The sequence below is a fragment of the Thioclava electrotropha genome (genome assembly GCF_002085925.2).
In the GTDB taxonomy this organism is placed as follows: Bacteria; Pseudomonadota; Alphaproteobacteria; order Rhodobacterales; family Rhodobacteraceae; genus Thioclava; species Thioclava electrotropha.
This window is the reverse complement of the sequence record NZ_CP053562.1, coordinates 3,201,252-3,218,122: the sequence shown is the minus strand read 5'-3', so window position 1 is coordinate 3,218,122 and position 16,871 is coordinate 3,201,252. Positions and strand designations below refer to the sequence as shown.

Annotated in this window: 16 protein-coding genes and 1 tRNA gene; 15 read left to right on the top strand and 2 right to left on the bottom strand. The window is 63.4% G+C overall.

All coding sequences use genetic code 11. The features are described 5' to 3' along the window. Nucleotide 1: 1 nt before the first annotated feature. The 4 genes from AKL02_RS15230 to AKL02_RS15215 all read left to right on the top strand — a co-directional run bounded on the left by AKL02_RS15230 (nucleotide 2) and on the right by AKL02_RS15215 (nucleotide 2,363). A complete protein-coding gene (locus tag AKL02_RS15230; protein WP_078570053.1) occupies nucleotides 2-547 on the top strand; it encodes a 6,7-dimethyl-8-ribityllumazine synthase in 546 nt (181 codons plus the stop codon). After that, the gene (gene nusB, locus AKL02_RS15225) at nucleotides 544-1,062 is read left to right on the top strand and encodes a transcription antitermination factor NusB (protein ID WP_078548159.1); all 519 of its coding nucleotides are present in this window, start codon (nucleotides 544-546) and stop codon (nucleotides 1,060-1,062) included. Before AKL02_RS15230 ends, nusB begins: the two co-directional genes overlap by 4 nt. A gap of 122 nt (nucleotides 1,063-1,184) precedes the next feature. Next, a complete protein-coding gene (locus AKL02_RS15220) occupies nucleotides 1,185-1,529 on the top strand; it encodes a hypothetical protein (RefSeq protein ID WP_083076123.1) in 345 nt (114 codons plus the stop codon). A gap of 375 nt (nucleotides 1,530-1,904) precedes the next feature. Continuing rightward, the gene (locus AKL02_RS15215) at nucleotides 1,905-2,363 is read left to right on the top strand and encodes an MmcB family DNA repair protein (protein ID WP_078549754.1); all 459 of its coding nucleotides are present in this window, start codon (nucleotides 1,905-1,907) and stop codon (nucleotides 2,361-2,363) included. A gap of 3 nt (nucleotides 2,364-2,366) precedes the next feature. Here the strand turns inward: AKL02_RS15215 and AKL02_RS15210 are convergent, their stop codons facing one another. Beyond that, nucleotides 2,367-2,576: a DUF6324 family protein gene (locus AKL02_RS15210; RefSeq protein ID WP_078520339.1), complete on the bottom strand. Its 210-nt coding sequence runs from the start codon at nucleotides 2,574-2,576 to the stop codon at nucleotides 2,367-2,369. Between the two features lie 130 nt (nucleotides 2,577-2,706). Here AKL02_RS15210 and AKL02_RS15205 point away from each other — a divergent pair. The 4 genes from AKL02_RS15205 to AKL02_RS15190 all read left to right on the top strand — a co-directional run bounded on the left by AKL02_RS15205 (nucleotide 2,707) and on the right by AKL02_RS15190 (nucleotide 7,394). Beyond that, nucleotides 2,707-2,783 (top strand) — tRNA-His (locus tag AKL02_RS15205). 100 nt (nucleotides 2,784-2,883) lie between these two features. Beyond that, on the top strand, nucleotides 2,884-3,447 hold the full coding sequence (locus AKL02_RS15200; RefSeq protein WP_083076125.1) for a PAS domain-containing protein: 564 nt from the start codon (nucleotides 2,884-2,886) through the stop codon (nucleotides 3,445-3,447). A gap of 166 nt (nucleotides 3,448-3,613) precedes the next feature. Then, nucleotides 3,614-7,030: a CheR family methyltransferase gene (locus AKL02_RS15195; RefSeq protein ID WP_232621638.1), complete on the top strand. Its 3,417-nt coding sequence runs from the start codon at nucleotides 3,614-3,616 to the stop codon at nucleotides 7,028-7,030. Next, nucleotides 7,005-7,394, top strand: a complete 390-nt coding sequence (locus tag AKL02_RS15190; RefSeq protein ID WP_198453200.1) for a response regulator — start codon at nucleotides 7,005-7,007, stop codon at nucleotides 7,392-7,394. Before AKL02_RS15195 ends, AKL02_RS15190 begins: the two co-directional genes overlap by 26 nt. Here the strand turns inward: AKL02_RS15190 and AKL02_RS15185 are convergent. Continuing rightward, nucleotides 7,378-8,274 carry a LysR substrate-binding domain-containing protein gene (locus tag AKL02_RS15185; protein ID WP_083076138.1) on the bottom strand — a complete coding sequence of 299 codons (897 nt, stop codon included), beginning with the start codon at nucleotides 8,272-8,274 and terminating at the stop codon, nucleotides 7,378-7,380. The two genes, AKL02_RS15190 and AKL02_RS15185, sit on opposite strands and share 17 nt — an antisense overlap. Nucleotides 8,275-8,389: 115 nt before the next feature. Here AKL02_RS15185 and AKL02_RS15180 point away from each other — a divergent pair, with 115 nt between their 5' ends. The 7 genes from AKL02_RS15180 (at nucleotide 8,390) to AKL02_RS15150 (ending at nucleotide 16,781) form a co-directional block, all read left to right on the top strand. Further along, nucleotides 8,390-9,454: a YeiH family protein gene (locus AKL02_RS15180; RefSeq protein ID WP_083076140.1), complete on the top strand. Its 1,065-nt coding sequence runs from the start codon at nucleotides 8,390-8,392 to the stop codon at nucleotides 9,452-9,454. A 151-nt stretch (nucleotides 9,455-9,605) separates the two neighbouring features. Then, nucleotides 9,606-10,085: a MarR family winged helix-turn-helix transcriptional regulator gene (locus tag AKL02_RS15175; protein WP_083076142.1), complete on the top strand. Its 480-nt coding sequence runs from the start codon at nucleotides 9,606-9,608 to the stop codon at nucleotides 10,083-10,085. Then, nucleotides 10,082-11,893 carry an MFS transporter gene (locus tag AKL02_RS15170; RefSeq protein WP_083076144.1) on the top strand — a complete coding sequence of 604 codons (1,812 nt, stop codon included), beginning with the start codon at nucleotides 10,082-10,084 and terminating at the stop codon, nucleotides 11,891-11,893. The genes AKL02_RS15175 and AKL02_RS15170 overlap by 4 nt, the downstream gene beginning before the upstream one ends. 4 nt (nucleotides 11,894-11,897) lie before the next feature. Further along, the gene (locus AKL02_RS15165; RefSeq protein WP_083076146.1) at nucleotides 11,898-12,938 is read left to right on the top strand and encodes an HlyD family secretion protein; all 1,041 of its coding nucleotides are present in this window, start codon (nucleotides 11,898-11,900) and stop codon (nucleotides 12,936-12,938) included. Nucleotides 12,939-13,984: 1,046 nt separating this feature from the next. Beyond that, nucleotides 13,985-14,566 carry an invasion associated locus B family protein gene (locus AKL02_RS15160; RefSeq protein WP_165756936.1) on the top strand — a complete coding sequence of 194 codons (582 nt, stop codon included), beginning with the start codon at nucleotides 13,985-13,987 and terminating at the stop codon, nucleotides 14,564-14,566. Then, nucleotides 14,563-16,128 carry a ShlB/FhaC/HecB family hemolysin secretion/activation protein gene (locus AKL02_RS15155; RefSeq protein WP_133051931.1) on the top strand — a complete coding sequence of 522 codons (1,566 nt, stop codon included), beginning with the start codon at nucleotides 14,563-14,565 and terminating at the stop codon, nucleotides 16,126-16,128. The genes AKL02_RS15160 and AKL02_RS15155 overlap by 4 nt, the downstream gene beginning before the upstream one ends. Nucleotides 16,129-16,142: 14 nt before the next feature. Beyond that, the gene (locus AKL02_RS15150) at nucleotides 16,143-16,781 is read left to right on the top strand and encodes an invasion associated locus B family protein (protein ID WP_083076150.1); all 639 of its coding nucleotides are present in this window, start codon (nucleotides 16,143-16,145) and stop codon (nucleotides 16,779-16,781) included. The last annotated feature ends 90 nt before the right edge of the window (nucleotides 16,782-16,871 follow it).

Below are 16,871 nucleotides of genomic sequence, written 5' to 3'. Positions count from 1 at the left end.
CATGGCCGGAATCTCGCATTACACGCTCGACCTGCCGAAATTCGACAGCGCACCGCGGCTGCTGATCGTGGTCGCACCGTATTACAAGGATATCGCGGACAACCTGATTGCGGGCGCTAAAGCCACGGTCGAAGAAGCAGGGGCCCATGTCGACGTGATCGAGGTGCCCGGCGCCCTGGAAATCCCGACCGCGATCGCGATGGCCGCGCGCATGGCCGATTACGACGGGTTCGTGGCGCTTGGCTGCGTGATCCGTGGCGAGACCACCCATTACGACACCGTCTGCAACGACAGCTCGCGCGGGTTGACGCTGATGGGGCTCGAGGGGATTTGCATCGGCAACGGCATCCTCACGGTCGAAAATTACGAGCAGGCGGCCGTGCGCGCCGACCCTGCCGATCAAAACAAAGGTGGCGGCGCGGCGGCTGCGGCCTTGCATCTCATCTCATTGTCGCGCAAATGGGCGCGCCGGACGAAGGGTATCGGGTTCAAGCCCGCCGAATCCTTCCGTATCGCCGGCGACACTGACGGATCGAACAACGCATGACCGACGACGCCTCCTCCGACGCGCCCCAAGACGCCCCGAAACCGCGCAAGCTCACCCAAGAGGAGAAGCGCCAGATGAAATCCGCCTCGCGTCTTTACGCGGTTCAGGCGCTGTTTCAGATGGAAGCGGCGGGGCAGGGTGCCGACAAGGTGCGCCGCGAGTTCGAGGATTTCCGCTTTGGCGCCGTGGATGAAGACGGCACCGAAATGGCCGAGGGCAATCTCGACCTGTTTCGCCGTCTGATCGACGATGCGGTGACCTGGCAGGCGAAGATCGACCAGGCGACCGACCGTGCGCTGGTCGCGAAATGGCCGATCGACCGGATCGACCCGGTGCTGCGCGCATTGTTCCGCGCGGCCGGGGCCGAGCTGATCACCCCCGCGACGCCGCCGCGTGTCGTCATCACCGAGTTCGTCGACGTGGCCCGCGCCTTCTTCCCCGAAGGCAAAGAGCCGAAATTCGTCAACGCGGTGCTCGATCACATGGCGCGCGCGCTGCAGCCCGACGCGTTCTGAGCGCGCTCACTCGCGACACCATGCCACGGGCAAACACCCGCTTATCTCGCAATTGCCGCCCGTTTCCCTGTTTGAAACTTGGGAATATGCACTAGATTGTGAGGTAAGCAGGAGGATTTTTCATGCCCGAACTGGTCCGGCTCTACATCAAGAACGTCATCATTGGCTTCTTCATCGCGCTCGCCTTCGTTGGCCTTCTTCTCGGCTTCAATGTCGGCAATCTGCGCCACCTGATTTTCACGTCCGATATCGGCTATATCGCGATGGCGCTGCTGGTCGTGTTCAACACGATCGTCTTCTCTGGCGTGCAATTCGCGATCGCGGTCATGCGCATGGCCGAGGATGACGACAGTTCCGGCGGCGGTAAACGCGACGGCATCCCCACCAATATGGCGGCCGAGCATCTGGCGATCCCGGTTCCGGTCGATACGCCCAAGTCGCGCCAGCAGATGCAGCTTCGCCGCTGACCGCATCCGCTTCCCAAGACGACAAAAGCCCCGACCGATCCGGCGGGGCTTTTTGCTGTCTTGCGAAGGGTAGAGTGACGGAAACCGCAGCAGACGTGTAGACGAGAGTTCCCGGAGACCTGAAAAGTCAGGTGGGCGCCAGATACCGAGGCCAGGACCCCGGCAGAGCCAGCTCCCTCAGGAATGGTATAGGCCACTGGAAAAGGGTCTTTCACAGAAAGAGCAGTAACCGTCAGACCCCCAGATAGGGGTGAAATCGGGTTCCGACAAGGGGGGAGAATGAACAGCGCGTCTCGCGCGCCCCAGGTGCGGCGGGTAAGGTCGCGCGTGCCGGGCGACTGGACTTTTGTTCACACTTCGTTCATGTTTGTCCGCATGACGCAGATTCCGCTTTCCGAACTTCAGCCGGGCCAGGTGCTCGCGCGTGGCACGGCCCGCGCGCTGTCCGAGCTGGGGCTCGACAGTTTGCCGGAAATGGTGCTGCGCCCAAGGCTGCGCGCCGATCTGATGGCGATCGACCGGAAGGGCGAAATCTGGATTGTGGAGTGCAAGTCGAGCCGCGCCGATTTCACCTCGGATCGGAAATGGGACGGCTATCTGGAGTGGTGCGACCGCTATTTCTGGGCGGTGGACCAAGATTTCCCCACGGATCTTCTGCCCGAGGGGACGGGGCTTTTCATCGCGGATGGCTACGGGGCCGAGATGATCCGCGAGGCGCCGCTGTCCAAGCTCGCGCCAGCGCGGCGCAAGGCGCTGACGCTCGATTTCGCGCGCGCGTCGGCGCGGCGGTTGCAGCGATTGTGCGATCCGGGCGCGATTCCGCCCGGATTTTAAGGCTCAGCGCTTCTTGCCCTTGCCGCCTTTGCTCATTTCACGCGCAGCTTCCGCGGCTGCCTGCAGTTCTTCGGCGATTTCCATCGCCTCGTCGGGATCGAAATCGAGCGGCAGCTCGACGCCTTCGCCCTCGACATAGATCCGCACCATTCCGAGCGAGGTCGGGCCGATTTGCAGATTCGCGGAGATGTCGCTTTCCTTGTCGATGCTCATCGAAAACTCCTGAGAGGTTGGATGGAAAATGCACCTAACCCCCGCGACGTGCGCAGGCAAGACTTGGTGCGAATTTCTCGTCATCGGACACTTGCATTCCGCGCGCGAGGGGGCTAAATCCCGCGCCAGTGCCGCCTTAGCTCAGTTGGTTAGAGCGCTGGATTGTGGATCCAGAGGTCCCCCGTTCAAGCCGGGGAGGCGGTACCATCCCCCCCCTTCAAATCGGTTATCGGTGGTATTTCGCCTCGCGCGCTGGACTTTTCCGCGCAATGATCAATCTTGTTTTCTCAAACGCAGCGGAGGCTTCATGCCCGTTTACACAGATTACGATTTGCCAGATGCGCTGGTCAGCTATTGCGACAAGTCGAATGTCGCGCTGACCATTGCCGCGGCCGATCGTGAGGATGTGCCGCTTGTCTACGTGAATCAGGCGTTTCTCAATCTGACCGGGTATTCCGCTGAAGAGGTGCTGGGGCAGAACTGTCGCTTCCTGCAGGCGGGTGCCGCGACCGAGGAAGAACGCTCTGCGATGCGGGAGTTCATCGACGACGAGAACATCTCCGCGGGCCGCTTCCGCGTCACCAACAGCCGCGCGAATGGCGAGACCTTCCAGAACTTCGTGTTCATGACGCGTCTGCGCGAACCCAATGGAGAGACGCGCTTGTTTCTCGGGTCGCAGTTCGACCTGACCTCCGCGGCGGAACGTCAGAACGTGAAGGTCGACATCGCTGCGCATGACGAGAGCCTGCTGCGCAATGCCGACGATCTCGCCGCGATGTCGCGCGGATTCGGTCTCGCGATGATCGGCTCCGCCAAGGTGCTGTCGGAGAGCCTCTCCACAATGGCCACGATTATCTACCGCGAGGGCTAAGAATGGCTGCGGCCACGGTTATGTGTTCAGTACTATGTCAAATGTTATTGCAGGGCCCTGAGGCTAGTGACACCGATCTCCGGATGAACTGCAAAGAGAACTATAGAGAAGGGCGCGCAGGCCGCGCCCTTTCGGACGCGCGCTGCGCGGATCGGCGGGCCGTGCAGTGACGGACGCCCCCGAGGATCTATACGTTGTCGGCATCGGCGCCTCCGCCGGTGGGCTTGAAGCGCTTCGCGATCTTCTGGAGCCCGCGCGGGTGGACGATCCAAGCGCCTATGTCGTGGTTCAGCATCTCGATCCGAACCACGAGTCGCTTCTGGCGGAATTGCTCGGCCGGTCGACCTCGCTCGAAGTGTTGCAGGCCGAAGATGGCGCGAAGCTGGAGGCCGGGCATGTCTACACGATCCCGCCGGGTTACGGGCTGGAGGTCGAGAACGGGCGCCTGAAGCTTTCGGAATTCGCCCAGCCCCGCGGTCTGCGCCGTCCGATCGACGATTTCTTCGTGTCGCTGGGCCAGGATCTCGGGCGCCGCGCGGTCTGCGTGATCCTGTCGGGCACCGGCACGGATGGCTCCGTCGGGCTGCGGGCGGTGAAGGAGCATGGCGGTTTCTGCATCGCGCAGGATGCAACGGCGCGTTACGATTCCATGCCGAATTCGGCGGTCGCGACCGGGATGGTCGATGTGGTCAGCGCGCCCTCCGACGTGATCGCGCGGATCACCGAGTTCCGCAATGTCGATCCGGATCAGGTGAACACGGCGCCGCCGGTTTCCGGAACGCTTGATGAGATTTGCGCGGCGCTGAACCGTCTGACGGGGCATGATTTCGCGCAATACAAGCGCTCGACCCTCGAGCGTCGGATTCAGCGCCGGATGCAGGTCGTGGGCATTCTGCACCCGCGCGAATATCTCGAACGGCTCGAGCGCGAAGAGGACGAGCCTCTGGCGCTGCTGGGCGACCTGCTGATCAATGTCACTCGCTTCTTCCGGGACAGCGCGCATTTCGAAGCGCTCAACGAGACGGCGATCAAGCCGATGGTCGAGAAGGCCGATGATGGCGGCGCGCTGCGCATCTGGGTGCCGGGCTGTTCGAGCGGAGAAGAAGCCTACACGCTGGCGATGCTCATCGACCGGGCTATCCATGCGAGCGACAAGGAAATCGATTTCCAGATATTCGCCACCGATATCGACGAGCGGATGCTCGCGATCGCGCGTGAGGGGCGCTATCCGGTCTCGGTCCTGCTCGACCTGCCCGAAAGGTACCGCGATCTCTACACAATCGGGCGCGAGGGCAATTTCCAGATCACCGCCGCGCTGCGTGACCGGGTGCGCTTCTCGCCGCATTCGCTGATCAAGGACCCGCCGTTCTCGCGGCTCGACCTGGTGTCGTGCCGCAACCTGCTGATCTATTTCGGCGAGAAGTTGCAGGCGCGGGCACTGCCGATCTTCCATTACGCGCTCAATCCGGGTGGCGTTCTCTTCCTCGGCCCATCCGAGACGATCGGGCGGCATGAGGAACTTTTCGATCCCATAGATGGCGCGATGCGCATCTTCCGCAGCATAGGGCCCCGGTCTCCTTATCCGACCGAACTGCCGATGCGCTCCGACCCTCATGCGCGACTTGCGCCACTCCGACCGAAGACGACTGACAGAAGAACCAAAGACTGGAACACGACCTTGGCCAGTAATCGTATCCTCGATCTTTATGCGCCCGCGACGCTGAATGTCGATCGCGATGGGGCGATCCTCGCCGCGACGGGGCGCTTGGGCAAGTATCTTGAGATCGACCCGTCCGAGACCGGGCAGGGCTATGCACAATCGCTCGCGCGGGCGGGCCTACGCGAGGCGCTCTCCGCGGTGATCCGCGAGTCGGCGGAGCTTGGCACGCGCAAGATCGTGCGCGACGTCGAGGTGATCTCGGAAACCGGGCGGCAGCGCGTCGATGTGCTGGCCGATCCGCTCTCCGACGATACGCTGCTGATCGTTTTCCGCGACCGTGGCCCGTTCGAAGCGCTGGACGAATATGATTTCGACGAGATCGCGCCGTCTGAAAGCCATGTGCAGGTGCTGGAAGCCGAGTTGCGCGCGACCCGCAACCGCCTGCGCACGACAGTCGAAGAGTTGGAGACCGCCAACGAAGAGCTGAAATCCTCGAACGAGGAAATGATGTCGATGAACGAGGAGTTGCAATCGACGAACGAAGAGCTCGCGACGGTCAATGACGAACTCAAGACCAAGGTTGAGGAACTTTCGACCGCGAATGCCGATCTGCGCAACATCTTTGATTCCAAGCTGCATGCGCTGGTGACGGTCGATCGCAAGCTGCGCCTGCGCAACTTCACCGATGGCGCGAGCGAGATGATCCGCCTGCGCGGCAGTGACCGTGGGCGTCCGCTCGACGACATCCAGAACCTGCTCGACACGCCCGAGGTGATGATCGAACTGATCAATGTGGTCCTTGAGGGCGAGTTGCCGCGGCCGCGCCGGGTCAAGTCCACCGAACTCGGCAAGGTCTGGTCGCTCTCCGCGACGCCGTATCTGAATTCGCGTGGCGAGGTGGAAGGCGCGACGCTCGTCTTCACCGACATCACCGAGGCGTTGCGCCTCGAAACCGAGCTGACGCTGAAGGGCGAGCGGCTGCAACTCGCACTGGAAATCGCGCAGATCGGGGTTTGGTCGATCACTGAGCCCAATGGAGATGTCGAAGTCGACGAGGCTGTCGCAGCCTTCTTCGAATTCGAAGCGGCCGGAACCTATCCGATCGAGCGGTTCTTCGAACGCATCGCAGAGCATGACCGTGAGCGTGTCGAACAAGCGGTGCGCGAGGCCCGCGAGACTGGTTCCGAATTGGAAGTCGATTACGAGCTCGACCTCCCCTCCGGCACGAAGCGCCATCTGCGCGCAACGGGTCGGACGATGGGCGAGGGGAATGAAAACCGCCTGCTTGGGCTCAGCGTCGACATCACCGCGGATGAAGAGGCGGCGCAGATGCGCGAGCTGATGCTGCGCGAGATGAACCACCGGGTGAAGAACCTGTTCTCCATCGTCTCGGGCATGTTGCGCATCGCGGGGCGTTCGGCGGCCAGCCCACGCGAGTTGGTCGAAGATGTCGGCCAGCGGATCAACGCGCTGGCGCGCTCGCATGATCTGGCACGCACCCGAACCTCTGGTGCGGCGATCCCGCTGCGCGAGGTGATCGAGACGACCTTGGCCCCCTATGACGACCCGTCGAAATTCCTAATCGATGGGCCGGAGGTTGATGTGCCGACGCATCACCTGACGGCTCTTGCGCTGATTTTCCACGAATGGAGCACTAACGCCGCAAAATATGGGGTATTAGGGCCGCGAGAGGGTGATCTCGAGATCAAATGGTCGATGGAAAACGACGATACCGTGATACTTTCGTGGAACGAGCGGTACCGTGAAGCGTTGCAACTCGACACGAACAAACAGGGCTTCGGCTCGACGTTGGTCGATATTTCCGCGAGCCAGATATCGGCGCGGGTCGACACGCGTCAGACACCGGAAAGCCGTTGCAACAGGATTATCTTCGCGCATGAAATCGATGGCGACGCTGACTGAGAAAGCACCGAGCGAGGTGCTCCTTGTCGAAGATGAAGCCGTCGTCGCGCTTGATCTTCAGTTCATGCTCGAGGATCTCGGGATGGAGGTCTGGGGGCCGTGCGCCACCGTGCGCGCGGGGCTGGACCTGGTCCGCGATCGTTTGCCGGGCGCTGCGATCCTCGACGTGATGCTGGCCGATGGCGAAGTCTACGAACTGGCCGATCATCTTCACAAGGCGGGCGTGCCGCTGCTGTTCCATTCCGGCCATGCCGAGGCCTCGCAGTTGCGCGAGCGGTATCCCGGCGCGGCGGTCTGCCCGAAGCCCGCGCTTCCCTCGGAGATCGAGTCGAAGCTCGCGAATTGGTTCATTCCGTCTGAGTGAGGTCGTCCAACTGGGATTGATCGATCCGTGCCAGCAGGTCGCGCGTGGCGTGGCTGACATGGTGGTCGCGGTGACGCAGCGCATAGAAGGGCCGCGGCGCGAGGTGCAAATCCCAGTCCTGGACCGTTCCAAGGCTTAGCGACCGCGCGACGACATGGGCCGAGAGAATGGTGATTCCGGCCCCTGCCTCGACCGCGCTCAGCACCGCCTCATTCGAGGGCAGGACCAGCGCCTTTGAGAGCGCGTGCGGCGCAACGCCAAGATCAGCAAGGGCCGCTTCCGCGGTAGAGCGCGTGCCAGAGCCCGGCTCGCGCAGTACCCAACTCGCCTTGCTCAGCGCGCGCGCATCCAGCTTGCCGGGGGGCGGCGCGGCGCTGACCAGCATCAGCCGATCCGCCCCGATCTGAACCCGCTCCAGCTTCGCATCCTCGACATCACCTTCGACCAGCGCGAGGTCGTGCAGGCCCGCGCGCAGACGCTCTGCCGCTTCCTGCGTGTTCCCGATCTCCAGCGTCACCTCGATCCCCGGGCGGGCTTGCCGGAACGCGGCGAGGTAGGGCGGCAGCCAGTAGCCCGCGATGGTCTGGCTGGCGATCAGGCGGATATGCCCGCGTTCGAGGCCGCGGGTCTCGGCCAGCATCGCCTCCGCCTCGGCAAACCGTGCCAGCACCGCGCGCGCCTCGGGCAGAAAGGCGCGGCCCTCCTCGGTCAGCGAAATCCCCCGCCCGATCCGGTCGAACAGCGCGATCTCATGACGCGCCTCGAGCGCCGCAATGGCGGCTGAGGCCGTCGATTGCGTCATGTTCAGCCGGGCGGCGGCGCGGGTCATGTGCTGCTCTTCCGCGACCGCGACGAAAACGCGGAGTTGTTCGGGGGTCATGCGTGTCTCTGGCTCAAATGATCGATAAAGCCGATCATATCGATAAAAACATTTCGTTTGAAGGATGAATTGGCGCGGGCAATTACAGGACAAGACCAGACGATAGGAGGCCGCCGTGCCGCACCATTCGACCCTTGCCTGCAGCCTCACCCGCCCGCGGCTTGCGCTTCGCGCGTTCGCGCCGGGGCTTGGGTTGAGCATCGGCGTCGCCGCGCTCGCGGCCTTGGGCGGTTTTGCTGAGCACGCGCTGTTCGGCGCGGCTTGGCTGGAGCCGCTGGTGTTGGCGATCCTCATCGGTGCGGTGGTACGCTCCCTCTGGACGCCGCCTGCACGGTTCGAAGCCGGTATCCGATTTTCCGCCAAGACGGTGCTGGAGATTGCGATCGTTTTGCTCGGGGCCTCGGTCAGTGCGCAGACGCTTCTGTCGGTGGGGCCGGGGCTTCTGGGCGGCATCGTGGCGGTAGTCGCGCTGATGGTGCCCGCGGCCTACCTGCTGGGGCGGGCCCTGCGCCTGCCGGCCCGCATGGCGCTGCTGATCGCTTGCGGCAATGGCATCTGCGGCAATTCCGCCATCGCCGCCGTCGCCCCGGTGATCGACGCCGATAGCGACGATGTCAGTGCCGCAATCGCGTTCACCGCCGTGCTGGGCGTCGCGGTGGTGCTGTTGCTGCCCGTCGTCGGTCATGTCGGAGGTATGAGCGTGCATGGCTATGGCATCCTGTCTGGGATCACGGTCTACGCGGTGCCGCAGGTTCTGGCGGCCGCAGCGCCGATGGGGGCCGCGGCGATCCAGCTCGGCACGCTGGTGAAGCTGGTGCGCGTCCTGATGCTGGGGCCGATTACGGTGGTTCTGTCGCTTCTCGCGCCGCATCTGCCGACCGACGGGCGCTCTGCCGCGCCGGAGGGACGTGTGCGGCGCGGGCTGATGCCGCCGCTCTTCATTCTCGGGTTCCTCGGGATGATCGTGCTGCGCTCTGCCGGGGCGCTGCCGGAGGCTGCGCTCGTGCCGATGGGGCAGGGGGCGTCCATCCTGACGGTGATCGCGATGGCGGCGCTGGGGCTTGGCGTCGATGCGCGGGCGGTAGCCGCCGCCGGGCCGCGTGTGATCGCGACGGTGACGCTGTCGCTGGTCATGCTGGTGGGCGCTGGTCTCGGTCTTGTGACCTTGCTCGGTGCCTGAGCGCTCGCGCTGAATGCGCAGCGCGATCCCAGCGGCTTTCGCAATTTCGCACGGCCCCCTGTGCGGGCTGCCTCTGTTGATCCTCGCGACCCAGAAGATATGTGGGATGGGACGAAAACGTTAGCAGGCTAACTTTATTCCCGAGGCCCCCATGTCCGACCGCGCCGCCATTACATCCGCGCCCACCGAAGCCGCCCGCCGCGATCGTGCCGAGTTGACCCGCACGATGATGCTGACGGCGCGGTCGGTGCGCGCGATGTTCGATGCGCAGGCACGCGATATGGGCCTGACCTTCGCGCGGGCGCAGGCGATCCTTGCGATCTCCCGCGACGAGGGGCTGAAGCAGACTCAACTGGCCGAGACGCTGGCGATTGAGACGCCGACGCTGAATCGGACGCTCGACGGGCTGGAGAAGCTCGGCTTCGTGGAGCGTCGCGCCGATCCCGACGACAAACGCGTCCGCCAGATCTTTCTGACCGAACATGCCCGCGCAAATGCCTCCGAGATCGAGACCTTCGTCGAGGCGCTGCGTGCGCGACTCTACGACGGTATCGACGCAGAGGAGGTCGCCCGCGCCCGCAAGACGATGGAGCGGATGCAGGCCAATCTCGAGAGGATGCGCGGCCAATGAATTCCCAGATTCGCGACATCAACGGCCCGGATGCGCGTCCGACGGCCGATGGACCGGTATCGCCGCGCGAACCGGCGCTGCGCGAGCACGCGCGCCCCGAGGTGGCAGAGCCGCGGCCCGAGGCGGCCCCGGCCAAAGAGGCTGAGGTCACGCAAAACGAGTCCGCAGCGGCAGAGACCGCCGAGCCGGAGACCGCGCCCCAGCCCGCCGCGCCTGCGGAGCCTGACCATTCCGCGCCCAAGCGACTCGTCTATGCCAGCGCCGCCGTCTTCGTGGCGCTATCGCAATCGCTGGCCACCGGCTTCGTCTCGGCCAATCTTCCGCAGTTGGCGGGCGATCTGCACGCCACCACGAACCACACCTATTGGGTGATGGCGGCCTTCATGGCGCCGCGCGCCTCGATGCCGCTGATGCTGATCCGCATCCGCGACCAGTTCGGCCTGCGCCGCTTCGCCGAGGTCGGGATCGTCTGCTTCGTGCTGGCGATGGTGCTCAATCTCTGGGTGGACGATCTGCATTCCGCGGTCATCGTGGCCTTCCTGAGCGGCTGCGCCGCAGCCCCGTTGTCGAGCCTCGGCTTTCTTTACATGCTGGAGGCCATTCCCGCCGCTCAGCGCCTCAAGGTCGCGATCCCCGCTGTCCTGACGATGATCATGGTGGGCAGGCCCTTGGCGCGGGTGCTGCTGCCCGAACTCACCGCGAATGCCAGTTGGCACGCGGTGAGCCTGTTCCAGATGGGCATGGCGCTGGTGGCGCTGGCACTGATCTTCGCGCTGCCACTGACGCCGCGCCCGCTGCAAAAGGTTCTCAAGCCGCTCGATTTCGTCTCTTTCACGCTGCTCGCGGTTGGCTTCGGTGCATTCACCAGCGTCTTCATGTTCGGTGCGCTCGACTACTGGACGCAGACCGAATGGCTGGGCGTGGCGCTCGTCGCTGCGATCGTGATGGTCGCGGGCGCGGTGCTGATCGAAATGCAGCGGGCCAATCCTCTGATCGATTTTCATTGGTTGCTGAGCCCGCCGATCCTGCATCTGGCGGGGACCCTGCTGGTGTTCCGTATCGCGCTGGCCGAACAAAGCGCGGGCGCCGTCGGTTTCCTGCGCACGATGGGGCTGCAGCCCGGGCAGGAGCAACTGCTGTTCGGGATCATCGCGCTGTCGATGCTGGCCGCGACCGGTGTCCTGATGCTGACCAATAGCGGAGCGCGCGCGCCGCTGTTCCACGGGATCGCGCTGGTGTTGATCGCGGCAGGGGCGTGGCTCGACTCGCAATCGACTGCGCTCACCCGGCCCGAGCAGATGTATCTCAGCCAGGCGATGATCGGCTTTGCCGGTATCCTGTTTCTACCGCCTGCGATGGCGAAAGGGCTGGGAGCTGCCTTCGCGAAGGGGCCGCATTACCTGCTGAGCTTCGTCGTGCTGTTTCTGGCCACGCAATCCATCGGCGGGGTCATCGGCTCCGGTCTGTTCCGAAGCTTGGTGGTCGACCGCACCGCCTATCACATGGCGCAGCTTTCGCCGCAGATTTCGGCCGACAACCCGATGTTGAGCCAGACCCTCGCGCAGAGTGCCGCATCGCTTGGCAGTCAGACTGCAGATGCCGGGGCGCGGGCGGGGGCCGCGCTGTCTTCCGTCGCGTCTACGGTGCAGCAGCAGGCCACCATTCTCGCCTATGACGATGCGTTCCGCGCCGTGTTCTGGTTCGCGCTGGCGGCCTTGGCCGGGCTGATCGCCCATGTCGCCCTGCGCCAAAGCTGGCCCCTCCCGCACCTGCGCCTCACGCCCTCCACCCCTGTTTCCACGAGTTGATCCGATGTCCCAGACCCGCCGCTTTATCGCTTCCGCCCTGATCCTTCTCATCGCGCTCGCCGGTGTCGCGACCGTGCTCTACGCATGGCGCCTGCCGCCGTTCCGTTCTGACGTTGCCTGGACCGACAATGCCTATCTGCAGGGCAAAGTTACGCCGATCTCTGCGCAGGTCGCGGCTGAGGTCACGGCGGTGCCGGTCAGTGATTTCGAGGAGGTCAAGAAAGGCGATGTGCTTGTGCGTCTCGACGATCGCGCGCTGAAAGCGGCGGTCGAGCAGGCGCAGGCTGCGCTGGAGACGGCGAAGGCGGCGCAGTCGAACGGGGCGCAGGCGGTGAATTCGGCGAAGGCGACGCTCGAGGCGAAACAGGCTTCGCTCGCCTCGGCGAAGGCCGCCGAAGCCACAGCGCAGACCGCGCGCGACCGGGCGTCGAAGCTGACGAAGAAAAGCTATGTCTCGCAATCGGATGCCGATCAGGCGCAGCTTACGCTCGATCAGGCGAAGGCGGGCGTGCAGGAAGCGCAAAGCGCCATCGACGTGGCCGAGCAGGCGGTTCAGACGGCACAGTTGAACAAACACTCGCTCGCCGCGAAAACCGATGCAGCGCAGGCCGCGCTGGATGCGGCGCAGGTGGCGCTCGACCATGCCGTGATCCGTGCGCCCGAGGATGGGCGGCTGGGCCAGGTCTCGGCGCGAGTCGGCAAATTCGTCAGCGCTGGGTCGACGCTGGTTTCGCTCGTGCCCTCCGATCTCTGGTTGATCGCGAATTACAAGGAGACCCAGCTTGCCGGGCTGCAGATGGGCGAGCCGGTGACGTTTACCGTCGACGCGCTGGGAAAGACGCAGTTCAAAGGCCATATCGAGCGGTTCTCGCCCGCGACGGCGGGGCAGTTCAGCCTGTTGTCGGGCTCTAATGCGACCGGGAATTTCACCAAGATCGCGCAGCGAGTGCCGGTCCGGATCGCGATCGACCCCGATCAACCGCAGGCCCAACGACTGGCCCCGGGTCTGTCCGCCGAGGTCAGCGCCCCGCAGCACGGATCGTGATGCGCCGTCAGCTATGCGGAAGGCGCAGCGCGGCTATGTCGAATAAGCTGTTTCTGCGGCGCAGCATTTGTGCGAAAAAGATTTCAACGCAGCGAGCAAATCGTTGCAACAGTTCCTGAGGCTCTCTCCTCCTCCCTGAGCCTCGGAAATTGGCGGTGGCTTCTCTCCTCCTCCCTGAGGTCACCGCCTCCTCCTCCCCTTGGATGACCGACATGCGCCACCAAACGGCGCCGGCTTCAATCGTGAAAACGCGTGCGAGCTGTTGATCGGCGCGACCACATGAAGGTCCGGTTGGAATAGTTGGTGAGCGTGATTCCGGCGGCGAAGTGAAGCCGTTCGACCTCGAGCGAAAGGTGCTGCGATTTGTGGCCTTGGATTGAGGCGAGAGAGCACAGCTCTGGAAACGTCCCGTCGCCGCCTCGTGTTGCCAAGCCAGCCAGCCGCCGATCTCACGGCCTGAGCGGCCAGAGAAACCTAAAACAATTCAGTTCTACTGAGAAAAGTGGCTGGGGCGGTAGGATTCTGAGCTAAGTTATTGATACATATTATGTTAATAGCAAACTATAGTATATGATGTCAATCGGGGAGACGCGGAAATCTGAATGTGCACCATCTTGTGTCTACATGGGAAGTGCTGGCAATTGGGCTTCGCTTCCGACAGCTTAGTCGGCGGAGGGCAGCTTTGTATCTCGAATGTGAGCGACGGCTTTAGGGCAGATTTGCGCTGTGCCGAGTAGTCATTTCGCAACCGACTTTTTCGGTAGTTAGACTGACCTCGACCATGTGAGCCTAATGTCCGGTTTCCCCTGCGCGAGTTTTATCACCTCAATTCTACTTTAGGTTGCCAAATCAATATCCTGCGATTTTGCCGACAAAGTTTTGTTGACAGATTGATATATGATTTACTAAGCGTAAACTGTCTGAAGCCGCACGGTGCCGGTCATCACCGTGGATATGCCGTAAATCCGGTCCAGGCGTTTTGGCCCTTTTGTTCAGACAGGCGCTGATTTTCATTCAGGCCAGCGCTGATTTCAAACGGGTGTCGCGTGGGTATTTTATTTCGATCAAGTCGATCTATTCCGATTTTGCGAAGTCGTATCACCGCGCCTTCTGCATTTCCCGGAAACCGTACTTTCATTTTAAGATTTACTCTGTTTCTCGTTCTCTCTCTCAGTGCAAGCGCCGCACCGGCAGAGGCCGCGCCGCAAAGCTGGACCTTTCGCGACTGGAAAGTGAGCTGTCCGCAGGCCGCAGAGCCCTGCATCGCTGCTACGACGACCCTGGCGGCAGACCGGACGTGGCTCGCGACTCTACGGATGCAGCCCGAACATGATGGCGGCGCGCGGTTGCAAGTGCTCTTGCCGCAGCAGATCCATCTCGGATCGGGCGCGTTCGCGAAGCTTTCGGGCCGTTCCGAACAGCGACTGCGACTGATCCGCTGCGTTCCCGGCGCATGCGAGGCGCGCGTCGATCTTCCGCACACCGAGCTTGCCGCGTGGAAAGCCGCCCGTGTCGCTCAGCTAACCTATCGACCAGCCCCAAACGCACCGCCGATCCATTTCGACGTGTCGTTGATGGGGTTGACCAATGCCCTGGCGCGAGCCCGGGATGAGGAGGCGCAAAAGTGAAGTCCCTCCTGCTTACAATGCTCTTGGCTGGCGCGACATTCGCAGCGCCCCTGACGACCGCGCATGCCGAGGTGCAGGCCAAGCAGACAGCCGGTGCGGGCGCGGTCTCGGTCCAGACTTTCACGCTGTCGAAGATCGTCTTCGACCCGTCGAGCTATCTCAAGCCCGAGCAGCTGCAAAAGGTGGCCAATCAATATACCGGCCGCCCGATCAGCTTCGAAGACCTGACGACGATGATCAAAGAGATCAAGCGGCTCTACATCGTCGAAGGGGTGCCGACGGCGGAGCCCGTGCTGCCGCCGCAGGAGATCCGCAACGGCGTTCTGCATGTCGCGCTGGTCGAGGCCAAGGTCGAGTCGGTGCAGATCGAGGGCTTCCCTCGGACCAACCCGAGCTTCCTGCGCGACCGGCTCACGCTGCCGGTCAACGAGAAACCGGATTTCGACGAGATTTCCCGCGAACTGAGTGTCTTCGATCTGTCCTACGACATCCGCCCGTCGCTGAAATTTTCGCCCGGCACGGCACCGGGCACGACCGTGGCGACGATTTACGGCGAGTCTCCGAAACGCTTTGCCGTGACCCTGTCGGCGGATAATTACGGACGTCCCGAGACGGGCCGGGCCCGGGCCTCGCTCTTCGTGCGCTGGTCGAGCGTTACGGGCGTGCGCGATGCGCTCTCCTTCCAGGCGCAGAAGTCGGACGGGGCCTCGGCCTATTCGTTGGGTTATTCGCGTCCGATCGGGCCGAATGGCGGGGTCGTGACGGCAGCGATCAGCCGCTCTAACAGTTCGATCATCGGGGGCGAGTTCACCCCGGTCCAGATCACCTCGGATTCCACCGATTTTACGGTCAACTACCGCCGCCCGTTCAAGATCGGGCCGGATCGCTATTTCACCTTCGAGGGTGGTTTCGATACCGGGCGCGACAAGTCAAAGGCGGGGCCGCTCGCATTTTCGGATATTTCGCTGAGCGAGGTCTACGCGATCGGGCGGTTCTACCGGCAATGGCCGAAGGCACGGGCGAGCGTCGGGCTCGGGGTGCGGCTCGGTCGGGCGGATGCCAAGGGCACCTCCGAGACCGAGGGCGCCTATCAGCTGCTCTACGGCGATGCGAGCTTCAGCACGCCGCTGGGCAAGGCGCTCCAATTCGACGCGACCGCGAACTTCCAGATCGCGCCGGGGCAGAACCTGCCCGTGTCGCGCCTGATCACCGCAGGCGGCGTGGGCAGCGTGCGTGGCTATCCCAGCGAGGTGCGCGGCGGCGATTCCGGCGTGGTGTTGAACCTGCAGATTTCCAAGCGCGAACCTTTCTCGTGGATGAAGGGGCGCCTGAACGTGCGGCCCTTCGCCTTCGTGGATGCGGCGGTCGTCGTACCCTATCGCGCGTCCGGCGGCTTCGATTCCAGTCAGGACGTGCTGGCCTCTTTCGGGGTCGGCGCGGCGACGGAGCTTAACCGGAGAGTGGCGCTGCTGACGAGCGTGGGCGTGCCGCTGAAAAAGACACTGGGCTTCACCGATGTGGGCAATCCAACATTCTATGTCGGGCTGGATTACAAATTCTGAGGAGACGAGAGCGAATGACCAAGATGAACGAGATGGCAGGGCTGGGAGCACGGATCACGAAGGGGGCGGTGGTGGCCGCTTTCGCACTGGGTTGCCTCGCGCCCGCAGCCTTTGCCCAGACCTCCGCGCAGGACGGCAAGACCAAACCGGTGGAGAAGCCCACCGCAGTCGCGCAGAACGCGACCCCGGCCCAGACCGGCGCGCAAGAGGATATCGCCAACAACACCGCCTTTGGCGACTGGGTCGTGTCCTGTCAGGCCGCGACGGTGAAGAAGACGGTGTGCCGCCTCGTTCAGGAGCAGCGGGTCAAGAATTCCAACCAGCTTCTCGCACGGTTCATCGCGATGCCGGCGAAGGAAGGCGCGGTGCTGATCGCGCAGGTGCCGATGGGCGTCTACCTGCCGGGCGGCGCGGTTTACCGCTTTGAGGGTAAGGACGAGCTCAAGCAGCGCGACATGGTCTGGCAGACTTGCCTGAACAACGTTTGCGAAGCCGCCGCGCCGCTCTCGGCGGACGAGCTGAAGCTCTTCGGTGAGAACAAGGCCATTCTGTTCGGCTACAAGCCGACTGCCGATGGCAAGCCGATGGTTCTGCGGGTGAACATCGAACAGTTCAACAAGGCGCTCGACGTGCTGAAAAAAGCGGAAGGCTGAGACGCAGCCTGACGACAAGGCGGCCGCAGGGGGCCGCCAAAAGCGGCGTGGGGCCGCTTCGAAGATGGGGACATAGCGATGACGTATCGC